At 36.4% G+C, this 24,563-nt stretch carries 17 protein-coding genes, 2 pseudogenes and 1 riboswitch; of the genes and pseudogenes, 16 read left to right on the top strand and 3 right to left on the bottom strand.

From position 1 onward, the window contains the following. Positions 1 to 10: 10 nt before the first annotated feature. The 4 genes from ggt (at position 11) to mnmA (ending at position 5,188) form a co-directional block, all read left to right on the top strand. Positions 11 to 1,618 carry a gamma-glutamyltransferase gene (gene ggt / locus U473_RS05630; RefSeq protein WP_068724224.1) on the top strand — a complete coding sequence of 536 codons (1,608 nt, stop codon included), beginning with the start codon at positions 11 to 13 and terminating at the stop codon, positions 1,616 to 1,618. Between the two features lie 216 nt (positions 1,619 to 1,834). Then, a complete protein-coding gene (locus U473_RS05625; RefSeq protein WP_068724222.1) occupies positions 1,835 to 3,280 on the top strand; it encodes a DEAD/DEAH box helicase in 1,446 nt (481 codons plus the stop codon). Positions 3,281 to 3,578: 298 nt separating this feature from the next. Continuing rightward, positions 3,579 to 3,995, top strand: coding sequence for an MFS transporter (locus tag U473_RS05615; protein WP_153012007.1), 417 nt, complete (start codon positions 3,579 to 3,581; stop codon positions 3,993 to 3,995). A gap of 98 nt (positions 3,996 to 4,093) precedes the next feature. Beyond that, the gene (mnmA, locus tag U473_RS05610; protein WP_068724214.1) at positions 4,094 to 5,188 is read left to right on the top strand and encodes a tRNA 2-thiouridine(34) synthase MnmA; all 1,095 of its coding nucleotides are present in this window, start codon (positions 4,094 to 4,096) and stop codon (positions 5,186 to 5,188) included. Between the two features lie 174 nt (positions 5,189 to 5,362). Here the strand turns inward: mnmA and U473_RS05605 are convergent, their stop codons facing one another. Together U473_RS05605 and U473_RS05600 are read right to left on the bottom strand one after the other, a co-directional pair. Next, positions 5,363 to 5,710 carry a cupin domain-containing protein gene (locus U473_RS05605; protein WP_068724212.1) on the bottom strand — a complete coding sequence of 116 codons (348 nt, stop codon included), beginning with the start codon at positions 5,708 to 5,710 and terminating at the stop codon, positions 5,363 to 5,365. 52 nt (positions 5,711 to 5,762) lie between these two features. Then, positions 5,763 to 7,979, bottom strand: coding sequence for a Tn3 family transposase (locus U473_RS05600; protein ID WP_068724209.1), 2,217 nt, complete (start codon positions 7,977 to 7,979; stop codon positions 5,763 to 5,765). A 360-nt stretch (positions 7,980 to 8,339) separates the two neighbouring features. Between U473_RS05600 and U473_RS14740 the strand changes: the two genes are divergently transcribed. The 3 genes from U473_RS14740 (at position 8,340) to U473_RS05590 (ending at position 10,349) form a co-directional block, all read left to right on the top strand. Further along, positions 8,340 to 8,486: a hypothetical protein gene (locus U473_RS14740; RefSeq protein WP_161937289.1), complete on the top strand. Its 147-nt coding sequence runs from the start codon at positions 8,340 to 8,342 to the stop codon at positions 8,484 to 8,486. Positions 8,487 to 8,730: 244 nt separating this feature from the next. Next, a riboswitch (cyclic di-GMP riboswitch) is annotated at positions 8,731 to 8,815 on the top strand. A gap of 412 nt (positions 8,816 to 9,227) precedes the next feature. Beyond that, positions 9,228 to 9,728, top strand: a complete 501-nt coding sequence (locus tag U473_RS05595; RefSeq protein WP_068724207.1) for a zinc metalloprotease — start codon at positions 9,228 to 9,230, stop codon at positions 9,726 to 9,728. A gap of 42 nt (positions 9,729 to 9,770) precedes the next feature. Continuing rightward, positions 9,771 to 10,349: a hypothetical protein gene (locus U473_RS05590; RefSeq protein ID WP_068724204.1), complete on the top strand. Its 579-nt coding sequence runs from the start codon at positions 9,771 to 9,773 to the stop codon at positions 10,347 to 10,349. A 545-nt stretch (positions 10,350 to 10,894) separates the two neighbouring features. Here the strand turns inward: U473_RS05590 and U473_RS15400 are convergent. Further along, positions 10,895 to 11,017: a hypothetical protein gene (locus U473_RS15400; RefSeq protein ID WP_268807462.1), complete on the bottom strand. Its 123-nt coding sequence runs from the start codon at positions 11,015 to 11,017 to the stop codon at positions 10,895 to 10,897. 449 nt (positions 11,018 to 11,466) lie between these two features. Here U473_RS15400 and aceB point away from each other — a divergent pair, with 449 nt between their 5' ends. The 9 genes and pseudogenes from aceB to U473_RS05550 all read left to right on the top strand — a co-directional run bounded on the left by aceB (position 11,467) and on the right by U473_RS05550 (position 24,554). Next, on the top strand, positions 11,467 to 13,044 hold the full coding sequence (gene aceB, locus U473_RS05585; RefSeq protein ID WP_082732391.1) for a malate synthase A: 1,578 nt from the start codon (positions 11,467 to 11,469) through the stop codon (positions 13,042 to 13,044). A 17-nt stretch (positions 13,045 to 13,061) separates the two neighbouring features. Continuing rightward, positions 13,062 to 14,348, top strand: coding sequence for an isocitrate lyase (gene aceA, locus U473_RS05580; protein ID WP_068724200.1), 1,287 nt, complete (start codon positions 13,062 to 13,064; stop codon positions 14,346 to 14,348). 170 nt (positions 14,349 to 14,518) lie between these two features. After that, a pseudogene (gene glgB / locus U473_RS05575) lies at positions 14,519 to 16,515 on the top strand (1,4-alpha-glucan branching protein GlgB). Further along, positions 16,409 to 17,575 (top strand): glucose-1-phosphate adenylyltransferase, encoded by a 1,167-nt coding sequence (locus tag U473_RS05570; RefSeq protein ID WP_068724198.1) that lies wholly within the window; start codon positions 16,409 to 16,411, stop codon positions 17,573 to 17,575. The pseudogene glgB and the gene U473_RS05570 overlap by 107 nt, the downstream one beginning before the upstream one ends. Before the next feature lie 21 nt (positions 17,576 to 17,596). Next, on the top strand, positions 17,597 to 18,691 hold the full coding sequence (glgD, locus tag U473_RS05565) for a glucose-1-phosphate adenylyltransferase subunit GlgD (protein WP_068724196.1): 1,095 nt from the start codon (positions 17,597 to 17,599) through the stop codon (positions 18,689 to 18,691). A gap of 19 nt (positions 18,692 to 18,710) precedes the next feature. After that, entirely contained in the window at positions 18,711 to 20,117 is a 1,407-nt protein-coding gene (gene glgA, locus U473_RS05560) for a glycogen synthase GlgA (RefSeq protein WP_068724194.1), read from the top strand. 11 nt (positions 20,118 to 20,128) lie between these two features. After that, a pseudogene (locus U473_RS05555) lies at positions 20,129 to 22,557 on the top strand (glycogen/starch/alpha-glucan phosphorylase). A gap of 27 nt (positions 22,558 to 22,584) precedes the next feature. Continuing rightward, positions 22,585 to 22,749, top strand: a complete 165-nt coding sequence (locus tag U473_RS14990) for a hypothetical protein (RefSeq protein ID WP_201024151.1) — start codon at positions 22,585 to 22,587, stop codon at positions 22,747 to 22,749. 11 nt (positions 22,750 to 22,760) lie between these two features. Beyond that, a complete protein-coding gene (locus tag U473_RS05550) occupies positions 22,761 to 24,554 on the top strand; it encodes a glycoside hydrolase family 13 protein (RefSeq protein ID WP_201024150.1) in 1,794 nt (597 codons plus the stop codon). Positions 24,555 to 24,563: the final 9 nt, after the last annotated feature.

Genomic DNA, 24,563 nt, shown 5'->3' with positions numbered 1-24,563 from the left:
GAAAGTTAAAATGAACTACGATCCACTTTATCATCCTTATTCATCACAAAGAATGTCTGTCTATGCGAAAAATGGAATGGTCGCAACCTCACAACCACTCGCTGCACAAGCTGGTTTAGAGATCTTGAAAAAAGGAGGAAATGCAATAGATGCTGCTATTGCAACAGCCGCTTGTTTAACCGTGGTTGAACCTACTTCCAATGGGATTGGAGGGGACGCTTTTGCCCTTGTTTGGACAAAAGGGGAATTACATGGTCTTAATGCTAGCGGGCCAGCACCAATACAAATATCTGCAGACAAAGTAAAAAAGGCTGGATATGAAACGATGCCTGAATATGGCTGGTTACCTGTTACCGTACCTGGAGCACCCTCAGCCTGGTCGGCTCTCTCTGAACGCTTTGGTAAACTTCCCCTTACTGAAGTTCTTAGACCAGCAATAGAATATGCTGAAAAAGGTTACCCTATTTCCCCGATACTAGGAAAGTATTGGAACAGAGCATATCAAATCTACAAAGAAAATTTGAAAGAAGAACAATATCAATCATGGTTTGAGACCTTTGCTCCTGATGGAAAGGCTCCACAAATTGGCGAAATTTGGCGTTCACCTAACCATGCGAAAACGTTAATGTCAATTGCCGAAACTAAATCAAATTCTTTTTATCGTGGGGAAATAGCTGAAAAGATTGATCAATTTTCTAAGCAATACGGTGGTTATTTAACAATAGAGGATCTTGAAAGCTTCAAGCCAGAATGGGTTACACCAATCAAAGTGAATTATCGCAGGTATGACGTTTGGGAAATTCCGCCTAATGGTCATGGGCTTGTTGCTTTAATCGCCCTTAATATATTAAAAGGATTTGAGTTTACCGAGAAGGATACAGTAGATACCTATCATAAACAAATTGAAGCGATGAAACTTGCCTTTGCTGATGGGCAGAAATATATTACAGACCCAAGAAAGATGAAAGTAAAAGTAGAAGACTTACTATCAGATGCCTATGCAGAAGAAAGAAGAAAATTAATTGGCAACAACGCTTTGCTGCCTATTGCTGGCCAGCCCCCTAAAGGTGGAACGGTTTATTTGGCAACGGCAGATGGAGAAGGCAATATGGTTTCTTATATCCAAAGTAACTATATGGGCTTTGGCTCAGGTTTAGTGGTACCTGGAACAGGAATTGCTTTACAAAATCGTGGCCATAATTTTTCCCTTGACCCAGCTCATGACAATTACTTAGAACCTGGTAAAAAGACATACCATACGATTATTCCCGGATTTTTAACAAGAAATGGTCAACCAATTGGTCCATTTGGTGTCATGGGTGGCTTTATGCAGCCACAAGGACATGTTCAAGTGATCATGAATACCATAGATTTTCAGCTTAACCCACAAGCAGCACTAGACGCACCTAGATGGCAATGGATGGAAGGGAAGGTTATAGAAGTAGAACAGCAAATGCCAACCCATCTTGTAGAGGCTTTGGCAAGAAGGGGGCATTCTATGAAATGGGCATTAGGAACAGGTGGCTTTGGCAGAGGACAAATCATTTGGAGAAATAAACATGGTGTTTTAGTCGGAGGGACTGAACCAAGAACAGATGGAACAATTGCTTCATGGTAAAATGATTTAGTAGTCAGTTTACACTTTTATTGATAATAGAAAAGAATAATGAATAAAGAACTTGTTATTTTAACTATAATGTGGTACCTTATATAAGCCTAATAGATTGTGGAAAGCATTTTCTGCCATTTGACGGATAATGCTTTTTTTCTTTTAAGAGATGGAAAAATAGTACATGATATAGATATGAGAGTTACAAAAGGAGTTTGATGTAAAATGACAACATTTAGTGAATTTGGCTTAAGTAACAACCTAGTACAATCGATCAATAACATGGGTTTTGAAGAACCAACACCTATTCAAGAGAAGACAATTCCATTAGCTTTGGAAGGAAAGGACCTCATTGGACAAGCCCAAACTGGGACAGGAAAAACGGCTGCATTTGGAATCCCCTTAGTAGAAAAAGTGTCAATTGATGTAGAACAGATCCAAGGGATTGTAGTTACACCGACAAGAGAATTGGCGGTACAGGTAGCGGAGGAATTAAATAAGATTGGGCAATTTAAAAAAATTCGTACATTACCGATCTATGGTGGACAAGATATCAATAGACAAATCAAAGCTCTAAAGAAACGCCCGCAAATTATCGTTGGCACTCCTGGGCGTTTAATTGACCACATCAATCGAAAAACCATTCGTTTACAACAAGTTTCTATGGTCGTATTAGATGAAGCAGACGAAATGCTAAACATGGGCTTTGTTGAGGATATTGAAGCTATTCTTCAAGAAATACCAGAAACAAGACAAACTTTACTCTTTTCAGCGACAATGCCTAAGCCAATTCAAGCACTTGCTCAACGTTTTATGAGAGATCCAGAAATCATCAAAATTAAAGCTAAGGAAATTACTGTTCCTAGTATTAAGCAAGAATACGTTGAAGTGCACGAAAAACAAAAATTTGATGTCCTTTGTCGGCTATTGGATATAGAATCTCCTGAATTAGCCATTGTATTTGGCAGAACAAAACGACGTGTAGACGAGCTTTCGGAAGCATTAAATAAACGTGGTTATTCTGCAGAAGGAATTCACGGTGATTTAACACAAGCAAAGAGAGATTCTGTTTTACGTCAATTTAAAGACGGAACCATTGAAGTCTTAGTAGCCACTGATGTGGCGGCAAGAGGGCTAGATATTAGTGGAGTGACTCATGTCTATAATTTTGATATTCCTCAAGACCCAGAAAGCTATGTCCATCGCATTGGGAGAACAGGTAGAGCAGGAAAAGCAGGTCTAGCAACAACCTTTGTAACACCAAGAGAAATTGAACATTTAAAATTTATCGAACATATTACGAAACATAAAGTAGAACGTCGATCCGTCCCTACTCTAGCTGAAGCATTAGAAGGACAGCAACGAATTACCATGGAGAAGCTATTACGTGTTATCGAAGAGGAAGAGATTCACCAATACCGTGGTTTGGCAGAGGATTTATTAAACGAAACCGATTCTGTTAGCCTTTTATCCGCTGCATTAAAACTTTTGACAAAAGAGCCCAATCAAACCCCAGTTAAATTAACAGAAGAAGCACCTCTTCGTGTAAAAAAGGTTAAAACGGAAACAAGGCCCCAAAATAAAAGAGGAAAGCGAATTCCAAAAGGGAATTTTGAACAGAGGAGTAGAAATCATTCATCACCTAGAAGAAAAAAAGGCAAATCAAAATAAACATACTAATTAATAAAGAGGCTCCTTTTTAGGAGTCTTTTTTCATGGAAAAAACTTTTTTATCGTTTCTTTTTGACTTAAACATAGTATACTTGTATTTGTTGTCACACTACATAGAAAAAGGTGAAGTTCTTGAGAAAAGGATTACATACCATGACGATCCTAAAAAACTATCCAAAAGAGGCCTTATTTTTTATCATTGCCAGTTTTATTAATTCCATGGGCAATGCCTTAATGTGGCCTCTTACTACCTTATATGTACATAATGTATTACATCGGTCTTATGGGGATGCAGGCTTTGTATTATTGCTACAGTCAACAGTCACAACAAGTGATGCAAACACCAAAAGAGTTATTATTTGATTATAAAATGTATTTATTTATTGGTTTAGGCTCTCTGTTTGTTTGGTTCTCTACTTCTCAGTGGAGTTCCGGGATTGCACCATACTTGGATGAACAAGGATTTAGTATGGCTAGATATAGTTTCTTATGGACGATCAATGGCATTGTCATTTTTGCAGGTCAACCCTTTACAAGCTTTTTAAATCGAACGATTATTAAATCGTTAAGTTCTAGACTTGTTGCAAGTGCTCTGTTTTATGCAATTGCTTTTGTCTTTATGGTTTTTTTCCATCATTACTATCTATATTTTATTATTGGAATGATCATTGCAACCATCGGGGAAATGCTTATTGCCCCAACGGTTCCTTCTTGAACAACAAACATCTTAACCATATTTTTTGTATTACTATTTGAAATCTGCTATAATTCATTATCAGTTATAGTTTTTCAGTTTTAAGAGAGGCGATTGATATGCAAAAAAGACCAGAAGATATAAAAGTAATTATGGGTATGTCTGGTGGAGTAGACTCTTCTGTAGCCGCATTATTATTAAAACAGCAAGGCTACGATGTGATAGGAATTTTCATGAAAAATTGGGACAGTACAGATGAATTAGGGTATTGTACGGCTGAAGAAGATTTTGAGGATGTAGCAAGGGTCGCTACCCAAATTGGAATCCCATACTATACAGTAAATTTTGAAAAAGAATACTCTGAAAAAGTATTTGCTTACTTTTTAGATGAATATAAAAAAGGGAGAACTCCTAATCCTGACGTCATGTGTAATCGAGAGATCAAATTTGGGGAATTTTTAGAAAAGGCGTTAGAGCTAGAGGCCGACTATATTGCAACTGGCCATTATGCACGTGTGGATTATATTGATGGAGAGCACAAATTATTACGAGCTGCTGACCAAAGGAAAGACCAAACCTATTTTCTTAACGCATTAAATCAATATCAACTTTCTAAAACGATGTTTCCTCTAGGTCACTTAACCAAACAGGAAGTAAGGAAAATAGCAGAGGAAGCTGGGCTAGCAACTGCTAAGAAAAAGGATAGTACGGGGATCTGTTTTATTGGTGAAAGAGATTTTAATGAATTTTTAGGAAGATATCTACCTGCCCAACCTGGAGAAATAAGATCTTTAGATGGTGAATTAAAGGGAAGACACCATGGGTTAATGTACTATACCTTAGGCCAAAGGAAAGGTTTAGGCATCGGTGGTTCAGGAACAGGTGAACCATGGTTTGTCGCGGAGAAAGATTTAGAACATAACATCCTTTATGTTGTACAGGGTGAAAACCATCCAAGTCTATTCTCAAAAGGTTTATTTGCGACAGATGTGAACTGGATCAGTAAACAGAAACCTGAACAAGAGTTTAAATGTACAGCTAAATTTCGTTATCGTCAACCTGACCAAGGAGTACGTGTACGTATTCAAACAGATAAGACCTGTGAGGTAATCTTTGATGATCCACAAAAAGCGATTACTCCTGGACAAGCCGTTGTATTTTATGATGGAGAAGTTTGCCTTGGCGGGGGTACGATTGATAAAATCTATAAATAAGTTCATAAATGTCTACAAATAAAAAGGGGAGTTATGAGATGGTAAAGAACGCGCTATCCCAATAACTACCCCTTAACTATATTTTTCTATTTTTTAATGTTAATGAAAGTATAACTTTCTTCCCTTAGAAGAAATACACGGACAACGGAGCGCGTTGGAATAGACAAACTTATCTTATTTATCCCCTTCTTCAGGAACAATACAAATGAATGTAAATGTTTCTGAACCTCGATTGGAAAATTGGTGGACCTTATTTGGTGGAACAAAGGCAAATGAACCTTCTTCAACCTCGTAATCCTTTCCATCAATATGTAGGATTCCTTTCCCTTGAATCATATAATTGATATGTGGCCAAGGATGACTATGTTTAGGTGAATGTCCACCTTCTCCCAAATCAAATACTCGCATGACATAACCTTCCCAACCCTCTGCTGGTGAAACCAAAACTTTTTTTAAAACTTCTTTGGCATCAGGATGATCCATTTTCATTGTTTTTAACTCCCGAAGATGAGATACAATCATTAAGCTTCCCCCTTTATATAAACTTACATCTATTATAAACCCTACCTAGATTTTAAGAAACATTTAATGGCTTAAAAAGACTAGCTGGATAAAAAAGAGAACTGCAAATCTCCACATGCCAATAGATCATAACACCACGTCCACGATAACGAATATGCCATTCTGTCATCAGGTTTTGATCCCATGCGCCAAATTTCTTTGAATCTGAGGCGCAGGAGGTTGTACCTTCACCCCAAATTTCTTGCAATCGACTTCTAAGAATAGCATTAACCACTTCGGCTATGGCATTACGCAAGTGGTCTTTATGGATAAATTTCCTACGCACATATAATAAGTTTTTATAGGATTCTCCGTGATCGCCTGCGGATACTCGTTTAAGTCCTGTATTCGTTCCCAATCCATAAAGAGCAAGAATCATGCGCTTTTGTAAGGTTGCACGATCTAATGTTTCACGAACACCAGCCGTCTTAAAGTGATCTGTAAAGTTTATACGTAAATCCGTTTCTTTTAAAATATCTAATAAACTTGTCATAGGCCAGCGTCGCATGACCTCTCCTTTGAGTCGTGATAAATTCATAGGTTCAGGTTGTGCTTCGATCGGAGACAGAGATATCCATCCGTTTCCTTTGCTCGTAATTCTCACTTTTGGATTTCTAGGCATATTAGCATCCAAACGTTCGAGTGACTGACTCAGTTTTTGTTTTAAAGCATCAACAAAAGAGTCTGCATCAAGTGGTTGTTTCAATGCCTTATAATTTTCTTCTCGACGCTGTTCAAAATCAGCAGGTAAATCCTCATCAGGGTTCCGGTAACGGTTAGCACCAACCACCCAGATCTCTTTACACCGGAGTTTATCACGGAGTGCTTGAAGGGCACTAATTTCATAGTTAATCCGATTAATTCTTTCTTGCCCTTTGTCATCCTTTTCGATAATAATATCTTTATTTACAGAGCGAATGACACCATCATTGGGGATATTATCGGTCATAGAAAAATAATGAAGTCCTGTATTTGCGTACTTCTTGATCAGTTCCAAAGCTTCGATCACCGGGCGGTGAACCTCATTATTCGAGCGAAAATCAAGTATATTTAATATTTCCGGAACCATTCGTCGATAATGGCTGCCATAAGACGCTCTGATTACGGTATGGATTTTCTCTCGGTAGGCAGGTCCTGTATGTTTAAATTCTTTGACTAAATCTCTCAAGGTTTGCTCGCTAACAACAGGGTATAAAACTTCCTTAATTAGACCATCAGGGTGATTTAATGCTGTCTCGGCCATATTGAAAAGGATCGAAGTTTTGCCACTAACTCGTCTTAAATCATTCAGTATCTCTTTTTGTACTTTTCGTTCAGCTCGTACACCAATTCGGTGAATGATTTGAATCAAGAGTTCTACTAAATTATCTGTAATCTCTAAGCTACGTTGCCAAAAGAAAGAGGAAAGAAGGGTATAGCGAATCGGTTCAGGATGGCGTCTTAACTCACGAAGATCTTCTGTAGCTGTTCTCTGTCGGTATTTTTTAATGACCTTTTGTGGAACGTCTTTAAATAAATCAGTTGGAAGCTGTAAATTTCGAATGGTTCGAAGCTTATTTAACTCTTTGAACACACTTTCTAATCCAGGACGTCCAGGATCCGATTTTAACTCATGAAAGGTTAGTTGATCATTTCCAGATTCATTAGGTTCATCTATATCTACTTCTAAGTCGGCAATACTATCAATTAAGGCATCTAACTTTTCTAAAGAGGTTTGAGGGATCTTTTCAAAGGTTTTCTGAAAAAAGCGGTTTTCATAGGAACGGATCGCAGAGCGAACCAATCGTTCCACTCGTTCAGGTGACGACGGTTCGATATGTAGCTCACGAAATCGAGCATACACTTGTGCTTCTACATGATCTACGTCATGATTATGATATAGAACATGCTGACAGAGCCAGTTGGACATCTCTTCAGCATCTTGAACAGTAGCTTCTCTAAATCCAAAGTATTCTCTGACTTGTGATCGATGATATGTAATTGATCTTGAATTCCAATCGTATCTAGTGTAGAGTTCAGGTTCCACAAAAACCTGCTTCGCAATATACGCAATAATTGATTTTGGAACTTCATACTTATGATTGGGAAATCTTGCTTCGTTTTGAAAAAACTTTAGCAGTACAGCAAACCCAAGTCTCGTTTCCCCTTTTTTGTTTTCAACCACCTTCATCTCATCGGGTAATATCGTGAAATGCTCAATGAGTTCATCAAGTTCCCAGTTCCTCTTCATTGCATCACATCCTCTCTAAAATTAAAAGTTCCTAAAATGATGAGTATCGGAACATTATAGTTAAAACTAGTATATATGAGCCTACTGTTTTAAACAATATAAGATGAAATACTATCCAAGTTCCATTTACAAATTATTTTTCGGAACTTCATTGTTAAGGCATTTATTATGTCATGATGTATTGAAATCTATAGAAAGTAAGTAAAATGAGAGGGAGGTTCCTTATGAATATGGAAGTTTCTAGAGTTGGTTCAAAAGGATAAAAGCAATACGTAAATATTCACTATACTCGATTTTGTAATTACATTTTTTCCGATCCTTCAATAATGGCCACTTTAGCAAGGAGGCACAAGAAAAGGAATGACAGAAGAAATATTACTAGACGATCTGGAACAAATCCGGGAGGAAATGTGGACTGAGCGAAAACATAATGTGCTCAAAGTATTCGTTGGTTCCAATATTATTGTTTCTACGAATCCTCTTAAATTGTTAAATGCAAGTGAATGAAGAATTATAGCAAGGTCGGAAATGCAGAAGTAAATCCTTCTTATGCGGATCAACTCAAAAAGAAAATTAAAGATTGTTGAGGTTAAACACAAGATTATCTTCTATTTGATAGTCTTAAAATAAGAGATTGATGGAAATTCTAGTAAAAAGAATTGCATTCGACAAAGTTAGTCAAGTTTCACTGTGGACAAACTGGATGTTTTTTCCTTATAATAAAATAAAGTTTAAAATATTGAAAAAATAATAAAGTTAAGGGCAAACCTTCGGAAACGTTGGGACGCAAAGCCATGACCTAAGGCATTTTATGCTATGGTTGACAGGTTGCCGAGTTGGAGAGAAATGCTATCCTATTCGGGTAGCATTTTGTTATTGAAGTTTGTAAAAGGGGAAAGGAACTTTTTCAAGACTTATAACGTCAAAGTTATAGACAGGATGATTTGCTATTGGGACTAGATTGTTAAATGGGAGAGCGATGATATGGCTCTCCTATTTACAATAAATGAGCCGAAACCAATCTACTTTTCGAGGACGCTATTGGAAACGGCCCAGCATGACCATTTCTTTTATTGATCAAAGCCATGTCCAAATTAATATTAAAACATCACGGTAACTTTGGCAATAAAGAAAAGTGGTCAATCAGCAAAAACAGGAGGGGTCTTTTGTATTCATAATATTACTTGCATCGTCTGAAAGTATTTGGATCTATTCTGCTCAATTATATTCATGAAAAGGAGATGCGAAATGAAAAAGATTTTATTTTTATTGGGTTTAGCGTTTTTAATAGCCATCACACCTTCTGCTGTATTCGCTCATGATCAAGGGTACAGTTCAGTTGACGGTTCGGAAATTCGCTGGGGAGATGCTAAAGGAACAACGGGATGGACAGTAACTAGGGATCATTCAATTACTAAATGGAATGACATGGGGATTATTAATATAGCTCCTGATAGTGCGTGGGTTATCGAAGATCTTTCATTTACAGATGTTAATCGTGATGATGTTACTTGGAGTGGGCAATATTCTTGGTGGTCTAATGATTCAGACCTAATTAAGTACAATGATTATTATTTCTATGATTTTTCTCCTGAACAAAGGAAGCACACTGCTTTACATGAACTCGGACACGCCTTAGGGATTGATCATCATGATTTAGTTGATAATGTCATGAGATCAGGGTTCCATAGCTATACTGAACTAGGTACCCATGATAAAGAAGACTATAACTCTTTATGGGGTAACTAAAAATCTAAAAACGAGGTGAATCAAGTGAGGAAATATCTATATATGAGTTTGGCTGTAATGTTTATTTTCGTTGCCGGCTTCATTGGTATAAATGTCAGTGGTGACGATGATGTTCAAGTTATTAACGGGCATAACAATTACATTGATGATTTTACCGATAAGCGGAAATTAGTTGGTGCTTCACATAATGTTTTTGTTGGAAAAGTTATTGAAGAGACTGATCAAAAATCATTAGATGGTACACCCGAAACTCAATTTTCAGTGAAAGTCCTTCAAAATATTAAGGGGAACTTAAATGGAAATGTAACTGTTAATCAACAGGGAGGATTTTATGAAAAAGAGGGAAAGAAATATTTGCTAATATATAACGAAGATGAATTATTGGTTCCTGGTGAAACATATCTTTTTGCGACAAGGTATCTTGAATCTCAGGATTGGCATACTCTTATTAACAAGTTCGGCGATCTAAAGATTGATGATGAGGCGCAAAAGGCACAGTTAATAAAGGAGTTTGCTTCTGCTTATAAATATGAAATAATTCCAGAGGCATTAAAAAATAAAGATAATTACAATAATAGAGGACAATTATCAAAAGAAGATTTGGAAAAAAATGGTGAGTAGATAGAGATAAATTGGTATTTTCCATCAAGAATTCCTCTAGTGTACTATGCAACAATGAATTCCTTATTTAGCGAAACACAAAAATAATGCTCGATTTATATAGCAGCTGGGAGTTCATTCTCTTTGGCTGCTATATATCGTTTAATTTCATTCCTTTCTTTCATGATAGGGATTTTTTGCTACTTTCAAGGGCGAATACGAACAATAATTTGTGTCCAGGCTTCCGGAGAAATCTAAAAACCGTATTAGCAATACCCGAGGGCAGTCCTTATCGACTTTTTTTACGATTCTTTTTACACTAAATCTTTCTTTTTTAGTTAATTTACATTGTCGTGAAATAAGAGAAAAGACTTAATTTGTGATAGAGTTAATTAAGAGCGGTTAAGTGGAAGATTAAGGAAGCATATTTTTATTATCTAGCTAAAATCTGTGTTAAATTAATTTTTTCAACACTTCCTAGTTACTCAATATTTTTATGATAGCATGGGTGAATTAAAAATACATATTATGCCAATAGTTTGCGGGTGGTAACAGCTTCGCTGGTATTACCCCAAGATGGCAGGATTCACGATAACAATATATACCATTGTCAAATATGTAGTTAACCCTGCTAAAAATTCTGTAGAAACGGTTGTACCCCGTTCCTGAAGTTTAAAAAAATGATTCAATTTAATCACCTCAACGCTTTGTCTTAGTAAAGATAAGTAATCACAAACATGTTCATTATATGAAAGAATAATCCCCTTCATCAATATTTTTGTTTAATATAGATGTTCATAAAAACGAATAATCCTAATTTATTTAATTTTATTACTTTTGCATATTGCATTTAATTTTCCGTTATTTGATGTTATTTGCACTTTACTTATCGCAATTTACTCATTAGCCATTACATTCGTTTTCTTATCCTTTATAGATAAATGGTTTAGTGGGTACAGTTTGAAAGCCACAAAAGTGACTCAAAGCGTATATGTGCTTTGAGTCTTTTTAGTTCATAAAATATTATCTAAAAATTTAGAAATAAATTGTTCCTTTTTTGTTTTATCTGTTATATAATAACACTAACATAATGATCTATTGTAATATAACAAATGTAACAGAGAGGAGATTATCAAAAATGACAAAGCTTCAAGTGATTGGAGAAATCAGTCCAGATTTTGCACAAATTTTAACAGAGGAAGCACTTGATTTTGTTGAATCATTGGTGCAACAATTTTCAGCTAGAAGAGAAAAGCTTTTACGGAGAAGAGAAGAAAGACAGGAGCAGATTAACAATGGTGTAATGCCTGCATTTCTACCAGAAACAGAATCGATTCGTAATAGTGATTGGACGATTGCACTTGTACCAGATCATCTTCAAGATCGTCGGGTAGAAATTACTGGACCAGTTGATCGTAAAATGATGATCAATGCATTGAACTCAGGTGCGAATGTCTTTATGGCAGATTTTGAAGATGCCAATTCTCCCAGTTGGAATAACATGATACAAGGACAAGTGAATCTTCGAGATGCGATTAACCGTACGATCACGTATGACAGCCCAGATGGTAAACATTATCAATTAAACGAAAAAGTTGCTACGTTATTTGTTCGCCCAAGAGGATGGCACCTTGAAGAAAAACATGTATTATTCGATGGCAAACCGATCTCAGCTAGTTTATTTGATTTTGGTCTTTATTTTTTTCATAATGCCAAACAATTGATCGCTAATGGGAGTGGCCCCTATTTTTATCTACCTAAACTTGAAAGCCATTTAGAAGCACGTCTTTGGAATGATGTGTTCATTTTTTCACAACGAGAGCTGGGAATTCCGTTGGGAACGATCAAAGCAACTGTACTAATCGAAACGATTTTTGCTGCGTTTGAAATGGATGAAATCTTATATGAATTACGAGAACATTCTGCTGGTCTTAACTGTGGTAGATGGGATTATATTTTTAGCTTTATCAAGAAATTTCGCAACAAACCAGACTTTATTCTACCAGATCGTAGTGTTATCACCATGACAGTTCCTTTTATGCGTTCCTATTCATTACTAGCTATTAAAACTAGCCACCGCCGTAATGCTCATGCCATTGGGGGAATGGCAGCCAATATTCCAGTGAAAGATAACTCTCAAATCAATGAAGATGCATTTGCGAAAGTTCGTATAGATAAAGAACGAGAGGCAAGAGATGGTCATGATGGAACATGGGTAGCCCATCCAGGATTAGTTCCAGTTGCACTAGAGGTGTTTAATCACTTCATGCCTCAACCTAATCAAATTGAAAAGAAATTAGAGGATATCCAAATCACAGCTGAAGATCTTCTTCAAGTGCCAGAAGGCCATATTACTGAACAGGGACTACGAACCAATATTAGTGTCGGTGTCCAATACCTTGAATCTTGGTTACGCGGAAAAGGGGCTGTCCCAATTTATCATTTGATGGAAGATGCTGCAACAGCAGAAATTTCCCGAGCACAGGTTTGGCAATGGCTTCACAATCCGAATGGAATCTTGCATGATGGAAGAAAAGTGAACGTGCAGTTGTTCGATCAATTCCTTGAAGAAGAATTAGAAAAAATTAAGATCATGGTTGGTCATGATCAATATGAAATAGGGAAATATCAGTTAGCAAGTGATTTGTTTAAACATTTATCACTAAGTCATGAATTTGTAGAATTTTTAACAATACCTGGTTATCATTACTTATAGAAAAGAGGATGGAAACAATGAGAAATCTGGAGGAAATCAATCAATTACAAAAAAGTTGGCAAGAAGATCCTAGATGGCAAGGAATAACAAGAACTTATACAGCGAAAGATGTAATTCGGTTAAGAGGATCAGTGCAGATTGAATATACTTTAGCAAAACGAGGTGCGGAACGGTTATGGAATTTACTACATGCTAAAGATCATATTAAAGCTTTAGGAGCTTTAACGGGAAATCAGGCAGTACAACAGGTTAAAGCGGGTTTACAAGCGATTTATTTAAGTGGATGGCAAGTGGCAGCAGATGCCAATCTAAGCGGACAGATGTATCCTGACCAAAGTTTATATCCTGCGAATAGTGTACCCCATGTTGTAAAGCGAATCAATCAAGCTTTTCAAAGAGCAGATCAAATTTATCATTCGGAGGGAAAAGATGGGATTGATTGGTATGCTCCGATCGTTGCAGATGCAGAGTCAGGCTTTGGTGGCCATTTAAATGTCTTTGAATTAACAAAGGCGATGATAGAAGCAGGTGCTGCAGGTGTTCACCTTGAAGATCAATTATCATCTGAGAAGAAATGCGGTCACATGGGTGGCAAAGTCCTTGTTCCTACGCAAACGGCTATTCGTAATTTAATATCAGCGAGATTAGCTGCCGATATCATGGGGGTACCCACGGTGATTATAGCAAGGACAGATGCAAATGGAGCACAACTCATTACTAGTGACATCGATGATCAGGATCAGCATTTTATTACAGGGGAAAGAACAGAAGAAGGTTTTTACCGAATTACTGGTGGACTGGAGATGGCAATTGCTAGAGGATTAGCTTTTGCTCCTTATGCTGATTTAGTATGGGTAGAAACAGCTGAACCAAATGTTGAAGAGGCAAGGCGTTTTGCTGAGGCGATCCACGAAAAATATCCAAATAAGCTATTAGCTTATAATTGTTCCCCTTCATTTAATTGGAAAATGAAATTAGATGAAAAGACGATTGCCGAGTTCCAAGATGAGCTTGGGAAAATGGGTTATAAATTTCAATTTGTGACACTCGCAGGTTTCCACTCTTTAAATCATAGTATGTTTGAATTAGCACGAGATTATAGAGAACGAGGAATGGCTGCCTACTCAGATTTTCAACAAAAAGAATTCGAGAGCGAACGACATGGATACACCGCAACTCGTCATCAAAGGGAAGTTGGGGCAGGTTACTTTGATGAAGTAACAATGACTATTACTAGCGGAAAGGCATCAACAGCTGCTTTAAAAGGTTCAACAGAAGAAGCGCAATTTACGCTTTCAATATAACAAACCCCAGCCCCATATACCTCTACGGATATTTCCAGTAGAGGTTTTTTTGTGTTTAAAAATCTAATAGGTTCTATTTATTGTCTTATTATCATATTCATAAATTCTGTAAACATAAATCTAGCACTGCACCTCGTTACTATGGAAATGAGCTGAAAGGGTTGAAATAAATGACCGAACACGATCTCTATCTTTTTCATGAAGGGAACCTATTTCACAGTTATCAGTTATTAGGAGCTCACCGAAAAGAACAAGAAGGAAGAATAAACGTTAGATTCTCTGTTTGGGCACCACATGCAAGAGCTGTAAGTGTAGTTGGGGATTTTAACCAATGGAATGGGAACGCTCATCGAATGAAGAGGGTGAAAGACACAGGTATCTGGGAATTGTTTATTCCAGAGCTAGGGGAAGGTACATTATACAAATACGAGATTAAAACGGATCAAGGGAAAACCCTTCTTAAAGCAGATCCCTATGCTTTTTATTCAGAATTACGACCCAATACTGCATCTATTATTTATGATTTGCATGGCTATAAATGGCATGATCAAGATTGGCAAACTCAAATAAAAAGTGTGTACAACAATCCCCTTAATATTTATGAGGTACACTTTGGATCTTGGAAAAAAAAAAGGATGGCAGTTTTTATACCTATCGAGAATTAGCAAATGAATTGATATCTTATGTAGTTGATATGGGCTATACCCATATTGAAATTTTACCACTGAATGAGCACCCATTTGATCGCTCATGGGGCTATCAAGGAACCGGTTATTACTCTATCACGAGTCGATTTGGTACACCTCATGATTTTATGTATTTTGTAGATCAGTGTCATCAAAAAGGAATTGGGGTGATCCTTGATTGGGTGCCAGGTCATTTTTGCAAAGATGAACATGGACTTATGAGATTTGATGGAACCCCCTTATATGAGTATGAAAATCCTAATAGAGCAGAAAAAACGGATTGGGGGACTTTAGGCTTTGACCTTGGAAAACCTGAAGTACAAAGCTTTCTGATCTCAAATGCAATATTTTTGCTGGACATCTTTCATATTGATGGACTAAGAGTTGATGCTGTAGCTAGTATGCTCTATTTGGATTTTGGTAAAAGAGATGGGGAATGGGAACCAAACCAATATGGTGGAAGAGAAAATCTGGAAGCTATAGCTTTTTTAAAAAAGCTGAATGAAGTTGTGTTTCGTTATTATCCAAATGCATTGATGATTGCTGAAGAATCGACTTCCTGGCCATTAGTGACCTCACCAACCTATCTTGGTGGATTAGGGTTTAACTTTAAATGGAATATGGGTTGGATGAATGACATGCTAAAGTATATGGAACTAGATCCTATTTATCGTAAGTACCATCATCATTTATTAACCTTCTCATTTTTTTATACCTTTTCAGAAAATTTTGTTCTTCCTTTATCACACGACGAAGTGGTACATGGGAAAAGATCTATGCTGAATAAAATATTTGGCGATTATTGGCAGAAATTTGCAGGATTAAGATTGTTTTATGGCTATATGATCGCTCATCCTGGGAAAAAGCTTCTCTTTATGGGGGGAGAACTAGGTCAGTTTGATGAGTGGAAAGATGAAGCTGAAGTGGATTGGAATCTAGTTGACAACGATCTACATCGTAAATTACAGCAATATGTAAAAGATTTAAACCATTTTTACAAAGAAGAACCAATCCTTTGGCAGCTTGATCATCATGCAATGGGTTTTGAGTGGATTGATCCCCATGATACCAATCAAAGTATCATTACCTTTATGCGTAAAGATCAAGCTCAAATTGAATTGATCATTGTTTGTAATTTTACACCATCCTATTATGATCATTACCGAATTGGAGTTCCACATCTCGGTGAGTATGTTGAGGTATGGAATAGTGATGATGATAAATATGGTGGCTCTGGTAAGGGTAATTTTAAACCTATACAGGCAGTAAAAGAAAAGTGGCATAACCAACCTTATCACTTAGTGATAAAAATTCCACCACTGGCAACAGTGATGTTTAAACGAATAAATTTGGAAGGGAAAAGGGGAATGAATGATGCGAAAAAAAGAGTGTATTGCAATGCTTCTTGCCGGAGGCGAAGGAAAAAGATTAGGACTATTAACAAAAAATCTGGCCAAACCTGCCGTTTTGTTTGGAGGTAAATATCGCATCATTGATTTTGCTTTAAGTAATTGTGCAAACTCTGGAATCGATACAGTTGGTGTGCTTACTCAATATGAACCCCTTGTATTACATTCCTATATTGGAATCGGAAGTTCATGGGATCTGGATCGGAGAGATGGCGGGGTTACAGTCCTTCCACCTTATATGGAAAAGAATGGAGCTAAGTGGTATAAAGGAACAGCTAATTCTATCTATCAAAATATAGCCTATATTGATCAATTTCAACCTGAATATGTTCTCATTCTTTCCGGTGACCATATCTACAAAATGAATTACCAACATATATTAAAGAATCATATTGAAAAAGGTGCAGATGCAACGATTGCCGTAATCGAAGTACCTTGGGACGAAGCAAGTCGATTTGGCATTATGAATACAGATAGGCAACTAAGGATTACAGAATTTGAAGAAAAACCACAAGTTCCCAAAAATAATTTAGCCTCTATGGGCATTTATATTTTCAATTGGAATGTATTGAAAGAAGCTTTATTAAAAGATGAACAGATCCATGATTCTACTCATGATTTTGGTAAAGATGTGATTCCAATGATGCTTAAAGAAGGTCGGAAGATGTTTGCATATCCTTATAAAGGGTATTGGCGGGATGTTGGAACCATCGAGAGTTTGTGGAAGGCTAATATGGATTTGATTAAGGATCAACCCGAACTAGATTTAAACGATTACCAATGGCGAATTTATTCAGTCAATTCTTACCAACCCCCTCAATATATTGCTCCAAACGCTCAAGTCCATTGTTCCCTAATCAATGAAGGTTGTTCAATTTATGGTCAGATCGAACATTCTGTACTTTTTCATGGTGTTCAGGTGGGGAAAGGAAGTATCATCAAAGACTCAGTGATCATGCCAAATGTGATCATTGAGGACAATGTAGTGATTCAAAAGTCAATTATTGGTGAAGGAACGATCATTAAAGCAGGCTCCAACATTGGAAATATAAGCGGCGACATTACCTTAATTGAGGAACAAACGATTATTCATAATAAAATAAAAGAAAAACTGGTAAGTTCCAACTATTAAGTGAAAGAAGGAGAAATAAGAATGGAAAATGTCATGGGAGTTATTAACTTAGTTAACGAAAAAGAAGGGTTAAAAGAACTTACCTTACATCGCCATTTATCTGCAGTGCCTTTTGGTGGGCGCTATCGTCTCATTGATTTTCCTTTATCTAATATGGTTAATTCGGGAATAAATGATGTAGCTGTATTTACAAAGGGCAAGTATCGCGCACTCATAGACCATTTAGGAAAAGGAAAGGACTGGGATTTAGATCGAAATCGGGGTGGCTTATATCTGCTTCCACCCTTTAATCAATCATCAGATCAGTTGAAGGGAGATTTACAATATTTTTACGAACACTTTGATTACTTTTACCGTGGAAAGCAAGACTACGTCTTGCTTTCCAATGGCCATCTTATTTTTAATATGGATTATCGTTCTGCATTTGAATTTCATCAAAAAGTAGGAGCAGATATAACGATTCTGTATAAAGAAATAGAAAATGAGATCGACGAATTTAAGAATTGCAGAAGGATTCAAGTCAATGAACAGAACCGCCTACTTTCCTTTGAACCCTCTAATAAAGTATTTATGGAAGTAATAATCCTAGAAAAATCCCTTCTTTTAGACCTTATTAAATCTAACATAGAGAAAGGGCTTTACCATCTAATAATTGATGGAATTGGCCGAAATTTATCTCAATTACAGGTATATGGTTATCCTTATCAAGGATATTTAGCAAATATTGATTCAATTCAGACCTACCATCAACGTAATATGGATCTATTAAATCCACAGTTATGGAAAAGTCTGTTCTTTGAACCACATCAAATTAGTACAAAAGTAAAAAATGAACCTCCAACCAAATACCTTAGAGAGTCTAACGTAACTAATACGATCGTCGCCAATGGTTGTGTCATTGAAGGAACAATTGAAAATAGCATTTTGTTTAGAGGTGTAAAAGTTCATAAAGGCGCTCAGATCAAAAATAGTATTATTCTACAAAAGTGTGAAATTGGCGAAAATGCTAGGTTAGAAAATGTTATTTTGGACAAAGAAGTAAGGGTAACAATGGGGCAACATTTAAAAGGAAACGTGGAATCTCCAATCGTGGTTGGAAAAAGGATGACGGTTTAAAGAAGAAAGGTTGATAAAGATGAAGGTATTATTTATCGCTTCCGAATGTGTTCCCTTTATTAAAACAGGTGGTTTGGCAGATGTAATCGGCTCCCTCCCTAAAGAACTAAGAAAACTAGGAATAGATGCAAGGGTAATCCTACCAAAATATAAGGCAATTCCTAATCATTACAGAGAAAAAATGGTCCATCTTACTCATTTTAATCTTCAATTAGGATGGCGAAATCTTTATTGTGGAATTGAACATCTTGAAGAGGATGGCGTTCCTTTTTATTTTATTGATAACCAGAATTATTTTTACCGTGAGAGCATATATGGATATGGTGATTCCTTTGATGAAGCAGAACGATTTACTTTTTTTAGTCAAGCTGTTTTAGAATCTTTACCATACCTTCAATTTCAACCTGAGATTTTACATCTCAACGATTGGCAAACTGCGTTAATTCCTTTATTTTTAAAAACTCACTATGTAAACCATGATGATTACATGAAGATTCGTACGATATTTACCATCCACAATTTAAAATATCAAGGAATTTTTCAACAGGATATCTTAAAAGATTTATTGGATATTGATCCATCAGACCCTGAATTTAGCGTTGATGGAATTGAATATTACGGAAGAGTAAACTTTATGAAGGCTGGCCTTAATTATGCCAATTTGATTACTACCGTTAGTGAAACCTATGCAAAAGAAATTCAATATCCTTTTTTTGGCGAGGGGCTAGATGGACTTTTGCGAAATAGAAACCAGGATCTATATGGCATCATCAATGGAATAGATGTAGAGCGTTTCCCTCGACAACAAAGCAAACAAGAAAACAAAGTCAAATTACAAGAGATGTTACGTTTACCTACAGATCCCCATATTCCAATGATTTCACTCATTTCTAGACTTGTCTCTCAAAAAGGGATAGACCTAGTCGTCCATGTTTTGGATGAAATACTTCAACAGAATCTCCAGTTTGTCGTATTAGGCACAGGGGAGCAGAAATACGAGCAAATCTTTCTCGAAGCTTCCAACCGTTACCCTAAAAAACTTTCTGTCCATATTACCTTTGATGAACCCTTTTCTCATATGATTTATGCCGCATCCGATTTATTTTTAATGCCTTCATTATTCGAACCTTGTGGCTTAAGCCAACTCATTGCTCTTCATTATGGTGCGATACCCATTGTAAGGGAAACTGGTGGACTTAAAGATACTGTTCAATCCTTTAATGAATATAATGGGGAGGGAAACGGTTTTAGCTTTACCCATTATAATGCTCACGATATGCTTTATACCATTAAACGAGCTCTTTCTATTTATCATCAACCACCACTTTGGAATAAGATTAAAGAGAACATAAAGGCTTCTGATTTCACTTGGAAGAAGTCGGCAGAAGAATATGTAAGTTTATATCAACTTGTGCTTCAGAGATAGGGGTTGAAAAAATGTTTACAAATAAAGAGGTCTTTAAGCATGCATTTCTGGAAAGATTAGAAAACATGCATGGCAAAACCTTAGAAGATGCAACTGATTCGGATAAATATAAAACATTAGGTAGTATGGTTCGAGAATATATTAGTAAAAACTTGATCGCAACAAATACACAATATAGGGAAAAATGTGATAAACAAGTTTACTATTTTTCTATGGAATTCTTAATCGGGAAACTTCTAAAGAGCAATTTAATACATTTAGGAATTCGTGAAGTTTGTAAACAAGGACTTGAGGAATTAGACATTGACCTAGAAACTTTAAAAAAAGAAGAACCTGAGCCAGGATTAGGAAATGGAGGACTAGGAAGACTAGCCGCTGATTTCTTAGACTCCTTAGCATCACTACAATTACCTGGTCATGGTTGTGGAATCCGTTATCAATATGGCCTATTTGAACAAAAAATCGTAGATGGGTATCAAGTAGAATTACCTGATTTTTGGTTACGGGAAGGAAATGTTTGGGAAATACGCAAGTTTGACAGAGCAGTAGAAGTCCGGTTTGGAGGAAAGGTTTGGGCTGAAGAAAAAGACGGAAGACTTATTTTTCACCATCAACAATATGAACCTGTCCTAGCAGTTCCATATGACATTCCTATTGTTGGCTATAATAATAATACAGTGAACACATTACGATTATGGAGTGCTGAATCAGCAATTAAAGATTTTGATTTTCACTTACTCAATCACAAAGACTATCATAAAATGATTGATTACAAGCGATCAACAGAAGCGATCTCTGAATACCTTTATCCTGATGATACCTTTGTTGAAGGGAAAATTCTTCGTTTAAAACAACAATATTTTTTGGTCTCCGCTGGAATACAAAGTATTATTCGTAGATTTAAAAATAAGCATCATCATTTAGTAGATCTACCCAATAAGATTGCCATCCATATTAATGACACGCATCCAGTTCTTGCCATTCCAGAATTGATGAGAATTCTGATGGATGGTGAAGGACTAGATTGGGATGAAGCATGGCATATCACCACAAATACGATCTCTTATACCAATCATACAACCCTTTCTGAAGCATTAGAAAAATGGCCGATTGAGCTTTTTAAAACTTTGTTACCAAGAATCTATATGATTATTGAAGAAATCAACCAGCGCTATTGTCGTGAGCTATGGAACAAGTATCCCGAAGATTGGGAAAGAATTCATCAAATGGCGATCCTTGCTGACGGTTTTGTAAAGATGGGCCATCTCGCAATTGTAGGCAGCTATAGCGTAAATGGGGTTTCGAAGGTTCATACAGAGATATTAAAAAAACAAGTAATGGACAAATTTTATCATCATACACCTTACAAATTTAATAATAAGACAAACGGGATTTCCCATCGTCGATGGCTACTAATCGCTAATCCCTTCTTAGCAGAATCCATTACGAAACGAATAGGACGTAGTTGGATTGAACATCCTACTGATTTAATTTATCTTCTTCGTTTCGTATTAGATGAGTCTTTTCAAGAACAAGTTTTTTCTATCAAACAAAGGAACAAACAACACCTAGCCAATTGGATTAAAGAAAAATCTGGATTAGTTGTCGATCCTACCTCTATCTTTGATGTGCAGATCAAACGAATGCATGCGTATAAACGCCAACTCCTTAATATCTTTCATGTCATTGACCTATACAATCGCTTACAAGAAAATCCTAACCTTTCTATACACCCTAGGACATTTATCTTTGGAGGAAAAGCAGCTCCAAGCTATCATTTAGCTAAAAACGTAATTAAATTGATCAATAGTGTGGCAGATGTGGTGAATCAAGATCGAAGGGTGAACGATAAAATCAAGGTGGTTTTTCTTGAAAACTATGGTGTATCTTTAGCAGAAAAAGTGATTCCTGCTGCAGATATCAGTGAACAAATTTCAACAGCGAGTAAAGAAGCTTCAGGAACAGGGAATATGAAGTTTATGATGAATGGGGCCATTACTCTTGGCACCTATGACGGAGCCAACATAGAGATGAAGGAAGAAGTAGGTGATGAGAATATTTTTATGTTTGGGTTGAAGCCAAATGATGTCTTACGTCATTATCAATTTAGAGACTATCAGGCCCGTGATTTATATAATCAGGATCAGCGGATTCGTACCATTTTTGAGCAAATGATCAATGGATTTTTTGCAAAAGGAGATGTAGACTTTAAACCCATTTATTACAGCCTACTTGATCATGATGAATTTTTTGTCTTAAAAGATTTTTCTTCCTATGCCGAAATACAAAAAAAGATAGATCAGGCATATAAAAGTAGAAGCAGTTGGATGAAAAAAGTATCATCAATATCGCTCATTCAGGTAAATTCGCATCTGATCGAACCATTTCTGAATACTCCTCAGGAATTTGGGGAATCCATCGGGTCATGATTCGACCATAGCTAGATAGGAAGACTGGGGGTGAAACCTTGGCAGAAGAATGGATCTATCATCATTCTTATCATCCATCTTATCGGAAACCATTTGGTGCTGTAGCTTGTAACAAAGAAATTATTTTGCATTTGAGGATCAATAGTTCTGTAAAACCTGATGAAGTAATCCTTTACGTTTGGCAAGAATCAGAAAAAAAATGAAGGTACAATTGATGAACCTTATTCAGACGAATGCAAACAATCGATGGTATCAAGGAAAAATAAAAACACCAGAACAACCTGGACTTCTTTGGTACCATTTTCGCGTTTTAGTAGAAGGGAAAACTTTTTATTATGGAAATAATAAAAACCATTACGGGGGAATTGGGGAAATCACTCAAGAGATTCCGCCAGCGTATCAGATCACGGTCTATTCCCAAAAGTTTGTTCCACCACAATGGTTTAAAGAAGCGATCATCTACCAAATATTTGTCGATCGTTTTTGTAATGGCCATCCAGAAGGGAAAATTCTAAACCCTAAAAAGAATAGCTTGATTCATTCTCATTGGGAAAATACCCCGATCTATATCAAGGATGAAAAAGGGAAAGTAGTGAGGTGGGATTTTTTTGGCGGAAACTTGTTAGGGGTCAAGAAAAAACTACCTTACTTAAATCAATTAGGTATCAATGTTATCTATTTCAATCCAATTTTTGAATCCCCAAGTAACCACAAATACGATACTGGAGATTACCATAAGATCGATCCAATGTATGGAGATTTAGAAGACTTTCAGCAACTATGTGAAGAAGCTAAACAAATGGGCATCTCAATCATTTTAGATGGGGTATTTAGTCATACAGGAAGTGACAGCCTCTATTTTAATAAAAAAGGGAATTATCCTTCTTTGGGAGCCTATCAATCCAAAGATTCTCCCTACTACTCATGGTATCGTTTTAAAGAGTATCCTCATTCTTATGAAAGATGGTGGGGTATTGAAGTTCTTCCCAATGTGAATGAATTAGACCCTTCCTATTTAAATTTCATCATTGATGATCAAAATAGTGTTTTAAAATACTGGCAACGTATGGGAATAAAAGGGTGGCGTTTAGATGTTGCCGATGAACTTCCAGATGAATTTATTCAACATTTTTATCAAACAATGAAAGAAATTGACCCTGACTCTGTGTTAATTGGCGAAGTGTGGGAAGATGCAGCAAATAAAATTAGTTATGAAAAAAGACGTCAATACCTTTATGGAGAGGAATTAGATTCTGTTACCAATTATCCTCTAAGAAACATCATGATTCAATTTATATTAGGCTTAAAAGATTCACAACAGACGAAACAAGCTTTAATGAGCTTATATGAAAACTATCCCATACACCATTTCTATAGTTTAATGAATATCATTGGCAGTCATGATACCCCACGAATCCTCACTCTGCTGCAAGATCACTTACCAGCAAATCTTTCTATTTCTGAAAAAAAAGAATTAGCGATTAAACGATTAAAGCTTATCTCCTTATGGCAAATAACCTTTCCTGGTGTGCCAACTATTCTATATGGAGACGAGGTAGGCTTAGAGGGAAGAGAAGAGCCAATAAATCGAGCCACCTACCCGTGGGGAAAAGAAAACGTTGGACTACTTAGATGGTATCAAACTATTATCCAATATCGTCATCAATATGACGTATTTAAGACAGGTCAATGGACACCGATCTACCAAAATCCTGACGTTTTCGGTTATCTTCGATTCTTTGAAAATGGTAAAGATGTATTTGGTGAGGGGAAGGGGAATGGGCATCAGTTAGCGATAGTTATCTTTAACCAAAACCTTTTCGAAATCAGAGATATCAAAATCAATTTGGCTTCTTTCGTTGATCCTTCTACTTGTTCTGAGCAAAACTCTTGGTTGGCCTGTTCTCTCTATGACCTATTGCAAGGGCAAGAGATTAAGATTGATGATGGCATCATACATCTCTCTTTACAACCATTAAAGGGTAAAGTACTCATTCAAAGTAAATAATATTAAGAA

The organism is Tepidibacillus decaturensis (assembly GCF_001561915.1).
Taxonomy (GTDB): Bacteria; Bacillota; Bacilli; order Tepidibacillales; family Tepidibacillaceae; genus Tepidibacillus_B; species Tepidibacillus_B infernus.
The sequence above is the reverse complement of the archived record's forward strand: the minus strand, read 5'-3'. Positions and strand labels throughout refer to the sequence as shown.